The following is a 6,070-nucleotide window of genomic DNA, read 5'->3' as shown; positions in this document are numbered from 1 at the left end:
GTCTTGCCATGGTCAACGTGACCAATCGTCCCAATGTTGCAGTGCGGCTTCGTACGTTCAAACTTTGCCTTGGCCATTTGCCTTCTCCGCTATATCGGATGTCTATCTTCTAAATGCCGTTCGTGTCTTAGCCAGCCAGCTTCGCCAGCACTTCGTCGGACACGTTCTGCGGCACCTGAGCGTAATGGTCGAACACCATCGTGTACTGGGCGCGGCCCTGCGTCATCGAACGCAGGTTGTTCACGTAACCGAACATGTTGGCGAGCGGCACCATCGCGTTGATGACCTGCGCGTTGCCGCGCGGCTCGGTGCCGGTCAGCTGACCGCGACGGGACGACAGGTCGCCCATGACGTCGCCGACGAACTCTTCCGGAGCCACGACCTCGACCTTCATGATCGGCTCAAGCAGCTTGGCACCAGCCTTCGGCGCAACCTCGCGGAACGCCGCACGGGCGGCGATTTCGAAGGCGAGCGCCGAGGAGTCGACGTCGTGGTAGGCACCGTCATACAGGGTCGCCTTGAAGTCGATGACCGGGAAGCCCGCCAGCACGCCGCTCTCGGCGACCGACCGGATGCCCTTTTCGACCGCAGGGATGTATTCCTTCGGCACGTTGCCGCCAACGACTTCGTTGACGAACTGCACGCCCGAACCCGGCTCAAGCGGCTCGAACTTGATCTTAACGCGGGCAAACTGACCCGAACCGCCAGACTGCTTCTTATGGGTGTAGTCGATATCGGCGACTTTGGTCAGGGTCTCGCGATAGGCAACCTGCGGGGCACCCACGTTGGCCTCGACCTTGAACTCGCGGCGCATGCGGTCGACGATGATCTCAAGATGGAGCTCGCCCATGCCCTTGATCACGGTCTGGCCGCTTTCCTGATCCACCGAAACGCGGAAGGACGGATCCTCGGCAGCGAGACGATTGAGCGCCAGCGCCATCTTCTCCTGGTCGTTCTTGGTCTTCGGCTCGACCGCGACCTCGATAACCGGCTCCGGGAACTCCATGCGCTCGAGCACGATCGGATGGTTCGGATCGCACAGCGTGTCGCCTGTGGTGGTGTTCTTCAGGCCAGCCAGCGCGACGATGTCGCCGGCGCGGGCTTCCTTGATCTCTTCGCGGCTGTTCGCATGCATCTGCAGCATGCGACCGATACGCTCACGGCCTTCCTTCACCGTGTTCAGCACGCCGCTGCCGGCCTCCAGAACGCCGGAATAGATGCGCACGAAGGTGAGTGAACCGACGAACGGGTCGTTCATGATCTTGAACGCGAGACCAGCGAACGGCTCGTCGTCCGAGGTCTTACGCACGATCTCCTGATCGGTGCCCGGCTTGACGCCCTTGACTGCAGCGAGATCCACCGGCGACGGCAGATAGTCGATGACGGCATCGAGCAGCGGCTGCACGCCCTTATTCTTGAAGGACGAACCGCACAGCACCGGAACGAACTTGCCGCCGATGGTGCCCTTGCGGATGCAGGCAGTCAGCGTCTTCTCGTCCGGCTCGTTGCCCTCAAGATAAGCTTCGAGCGCCGCGTCATCCACTTCGAGAGCGGTCTCGATCATCTTCTGACGCCATTCGTCGGCCTGCTCCTTCAGATCGGCCGGAACTTCGTCATAGTAGAACTCAGCCCCCAGGCTCTCATCCTTCCAGATGATGGCGCGGTTGCGAACCAGGTCGACGATACCCTTGAACTCCGATTCCGCACCGATCGGCAAAGCCAGGACCAGCGGGGTGGCGCCGAGGCGGTCGACGATCATGTCGACGCAACGGAAGAAATTGGCGCCCATGCGGTCCATCTTGTTGGCGAAGCAGATGCGCGGCACGCCATACTTGTCGGCCTGACGCCACACTGTCTCCGACTGCGGCTCAACGCCGGCAACGCCGTCGAACAGGCAGACAGCACCATCAAGCACGCGCAGGCTGCGCTCGACTTCAACGGTGAAGTCGACGTGGCCGGGAGTGTCGATGATGTTGATGCGATGGTCGCGCCAAAAGCAGGTGGTGGCAGCCGAGGTGATCGTGATGCCGCGCTCCTGCTCCTGCTCCATCCAGTCCATAGTGGCCGCGCCGTCATGGACCTCGCCGATCTTATGCGAGCGGCCGGTGTAATAGAGGATACGCTCCGTCGTGGTGGTCTTACCGGCATCGATATGCGCCATGATGCCGATGTTGCGGTAGCGCTCGTAAGGGGTCGTGCGAGGCATGACGATCTCCAGGTACTCTTGATCCGCCGATTACCAGCGGTAATGCGAGAAGGCCTTATTGGCCTCCGCCATACGATGAGTGTCTTCGCGCTTCTTGACCGAACCGCCACGGCCGTTCGCCGCATCCAGCAGCTCGCCCGACAGACGGTCAATCATGGTGTTCTCGCCACGGCTGCGGGCAGCCGCGATCAGCCAGCGGATCGCCAGCGCCTGGCCGCGGTCATGACGGACTTCGACGGGCACCTGGTAGGTGGCGCCACCGACGCGACGCGAACGCACTTCGATCTGCGGGCGTACGTTGTTCAGCGCGTCGTGGAACAGCTTGACCGGATCGTTGCCAGTCTTCGCCTTGATGCGGTCCAGCGCACCATAAATGATGGCTTCGGCGGCAGACTTCTTGCCGTCGTACATCAGCATGTTCATGAACTTGGTCAGCGTGACATCGCCGAACTTCGGGTCCGGCAGGATTTCGCGCTTCTCGGCAGCGTGGCGACGCGACATCGAGTCTCTCCTAGATTACTTCGGACGCTTGGCGCCGTACTTCGAACGACGCTGCTTGCGATCCTTGACGCCCTGCGTATCCAGCACACCGCGGATGATGTGGTAACGCACGCCCGGCAAATCCTTCACGCGGCCGCCGCGGATCATCACCACGGAGTGTTCCTGGAGGTTATGACCCTCGCCAGGAATGTAGCTGGTGACCTCAAAGCCGTTGGTCAGGCGCACACGGGCGACCTTACGAAGAGCCGAGTTCGGCTTCTTCGGCGTCGTCGTATAGACGCGGGTGCAAACACCGCGGCGCTGAGGGCATTCCTGCAGCGCGGGCACCTTGTCGCGCTCCGGCTTCGGCGAACGCGGCTTGCGGATCAGCTGGTTGATCGTCGGCATACGAGTGAAAACTCCGCCAAGTTGGTCCAACACACAAAAACAACCGAGGCGAACCACCATCAGCTTCACAGCCTGGCAGCCCGCCCTAACTTCGCTCCAGACCCATCCTTGCGGCCCATCGGCCGCGGAGAGGGGTCAGTATGTCCCTTGCGTAAGCCTGGTCTCGACGTGAGCGCTACGGAGACCCTGGCCGTTCATCGACGTGTGCGTCTAGGTTGAACCCCTACCACCACCGTCGAATCGCGGGGCGGAAACTACTCTGGGGCCGGTGGTGGGTCAAGCAGGTTTTGAAGCTTTTCGACGATCTTTTGGCCGACCGGCGAAATGAGCGGATTCGCCAAGGAGCCGGGGACAGATTCAAGCCTCAGGCCATTCGAAAAACACAGAACATTGAGCGAACATTCCGCCTTCGCGAGCAGGCTATGGGAGAATATGAATGTCCACAACCGGAGAATCGCCCAAGCCGCCTTGCCATGCCGCTCTTGTCAGACTGGCCTTCGCCGCCCCGCCCTCGCCCCGACCGGTGTCCCGACCGCCCCAGACCTGCCGCCAAGGTTACGAAGGAGTGACCACGGGCTAGTTTCAAACAAGGAATGTTAGGAGTGCTGGACGACGAAAAGCGGCGGCTGAAAACCTCTCATAGGTCGCGAAACAATCTGTCGCATATCTATCAGAGGGGTTGGTTTTGTCTCTTTGTATCGACACATTCGCCTACGCACACGGCACGGCGTCGCTACAAAATTTATTCATCTAAGGTCGGATATTTTGCGAGTAGCCGAAGGCTTTTCTCCGGCGCGCGACGCCCCCTATAATTGTTGGCACTACAAATCAGATAGCAGTCATCAACCCTGGGGGTACGCAATTATGACCGCCGGCAAACAGCCTGTTACGCTCCACGATCCGAATACCGGCAAGACCATCACCCTCCCCGTTCTGGACGGCACTGTAGGCCCGTCGGTGATCGATATCCGCAAGCTTTATGCTGAGTCCGGATATTTCACCTACGACCCGGGATTTACCTCCACGGCGAGCACTGAAAGCAAGATCACCTATATCGACGGCGACAAGGGCGTGCTGCTCTATCGTGGCTACGACATCGCCGAGCTGGCCGAGCAATCGACCTTCCTTGAAACCTGCTACCTGCTGCTGAACGGTGAATTGCCGACCGCCAAGCAGCGCGCCGAATTCGAGCGCTCGATCACCATGCACACCATGGTGCATGAGCAGATCCAGTTCCTGTTCCGCGGCTTCCGGCGCGACGCCCACCCGATGGCGGTGATGTGCGGCGTGGTCGGTGCACTGTCGGCCTTCTATCACGACCAGACGGATTACGATGATCCGCATCAGCGCATGATCGCCCAGCACCGGCTGATCGCGAAGATGCCGACCATTGCGGCGATGGCCTACAAGTATTCGGTCGGCCAGCCGTTCATGTATCCTCGCAACGATCTTGGCTATGCCGAGAACTTCCTGCAGATGACCTTCGGCGTGCCTGCCGAGCCGTACAAGGTGAATCCGGTTCTGGCCCGCGCCATGGACCGCATCTTCATTCTGCATGCTGACCATGAGCAGAATGCGTCGACCTCGACGGTCCGTCTGGCCGGTTCCTCGGGCGCCAATCCGTTCGCCTGTATCGCCGCCGGTATCGCCTGCCTCTGGGGCCCAGCGCATGGCGGCGCCAACGAAGCCGTGCTGAAGATGCTGGAAGAGATCGGTTCGGTCGACAAAGTCGGTGAAGCGATCAAGAAGGCCAAGGACAAGAGCTCCGGCTTCCGTCTGATGGGCTTCGGCCATCGCGTCTACAAGAACTACGATCCGCGCGCCAAGGTGATGCGCCAGACCTGCCACGAGGTGCTCGACGTTCTTGGCGTCAAGGACGAGCCGCTGCTCAAGCTGGCGATGGAGTTGGAACGAATTGCCCTGGAAGACGATTATTTCGTCGAGAAGAAGCTCTATCCGAACGTCGACTTCTACTCGGGCATCATCCTGCGGGCCATGGGCTTCCCGACCGCGATGTTCACGGCGCTGTTCGCGCTTGCCCGCACGGTCGGCTGGATCGCTCAGTGGAACGAGATGATCGAAGATCCCGCGCAGAAGATCGGCCGTCCGCGGCAGCTCTTCACGGGTGCGACCAAGCGGCCGTTTATTCCGCTCGACAAGCGAGGCTGATCGGCGGTTTAATTGATGGAAAGAGCGGCACCGATGGGAGGCGGGCCGATGCGCAAGGGAGCGGAACGACAGGGCGGCCAGCCACCTTCAGGGACCCGGGCCACGGGTTACGGATGGTTGCGTCCCGGATTCCTCACCATGCCATTGCCCGCCAACGACAATCGGATGGCACCCCGCTCCCTGCTCCGTCGCCCGCAGACATGGCTGTGGCTGGTCATCGTGGCGGTCGGACTAGCCTGGATCGCCACGCGGTTCTGAACGCCTGATCCAGAATAGAAAAGGCCCGGTTTTCACCGGGCCTTTCGTTTTTCTGAACTCGGCAAGTGCCTATTCGGGCTTACGCTCGATCAGCTCGACCTTGTAGCCGTCCGGATCCTCCACGAAGGCGATGACGCTGCCGCCATGCTTCATCGGCCCCGGCGGGCGGGGAATCTTGACACCCGCAGCCTGCAGCTTTTCGCACAGGCCATAAATATCCGGCACGCCGATGGCAATATGGCCGTAGCCGCTGCCGATCGTGTACGGCTCCTTCTGGCCCCAGTTATGGGTCAGCTCAATCACGGCCTGCTCGGATTCATCGCCGTAGCCGACAAATGCCAAGGTGAATTCGCCCGACGGATAATCTTTCCGCCGCAGCAGCTTCATCCCCATCTTGTTGACATAGAAATCCAGCGATTTCTCGAGATCCAGGACCCTCAGCATCGTGTGCAGCATGCGGTAGGGTGCCGCCTCTGCACCTGAGGTCTTCTGCAATGCGGGGGCTTCACTCATGCTCACTCTCCTCTTGGGTCATGCATTTTTCGATAT

At 60.6% G+C, this 6,070-nt stretch carries 5 protein-coding genes; 1 reads left to right on the top strand and 4 read right to left on the bottom strand.

Features of this window, described 5'->3' with window-relative positions:
- Positions 1–127: 127 nt before the first annotated feature.
- From fusA to rpsL, 3 genes are read right to left on the bottom strand one after another with little or no spacing between them, the layout of a single operon-like run.
- Complete coding sequence (gene fusA / locus Q0603_RS18190; RefSeq protein WP_298728368.1) at positions 128–2,206, bottom strand: elongation factor G; 2,079 nt, start codon at positions 2,204–2,206, stop codon at positions 128–130.
- Positions 2,207–2,236: 30 nt separating this feature from the next.
- Positions 2,237–2,707 (bottom strand): 30S ribosomal protein S7, encoded by a 471-nt coding sequence (gene rpsG / locus Q0603_RS18185; RefSeq protein WP_298728366.1) that lies wholly within the window; start codon positions 2,705–2,707, stop codon positions 2,237–2,239.
- A 15-nt stretch (positions 2,708–2,722) separates the two neighbouring features.
- Entirely contained in the window at positions 2,723–3,094 is a 372-nt protein-coding gene (gene rpsL / locus Q0603_RS18180) for a 30S ribosomal protein S12 (RefSeq protein WP_298728364.1), read from the bottom strand.
- A gap of 864 nt (positions 3,095–3,958) precedes the next feature.
- Between rpsL and gltA the strand changes: the two genes are divergently transcribed.
- A complete protein-coding gene (gene gltA, locus Q0603_RS18175; protein ID WP_298728363.1) occupies positions 3,959–5,263 on the top strand; it encodes a citrate synthase in 1,305 nt (434 codons plus the stop codon).
- Between the two features lie 327 nt (positions 5,264–5,590).
- Here the strand turns inward: gltA and gloA are convergent, their stop codons facing one another.
- A complete protein-coding gene (gene gloA / locus Q0603_RS18170; RefSeq protein WP_298728362.1) occupies positions 5,591–6,034 on the bottom strand; it encodes a lactoylglutathione lyase in 444 nt (147 codons plus the stop codon).
- Positions 6,035–6,070 lie beyond the last annotated feature (36 nt).

This window comes from uncultured Ferrovibrio sp. (genome assembly GCF_937960835.1).
GTDB lineage: Bacteria > Pseudomonadota > Alphaproteobacteria > Ferrovibrionales > Ferrovibrionaceae > Ferrovibrio.
Note: the sequence above shows the minus strand (reverse complement) of the source record. Positions and strands in the feature narration are given on the sequence as shown.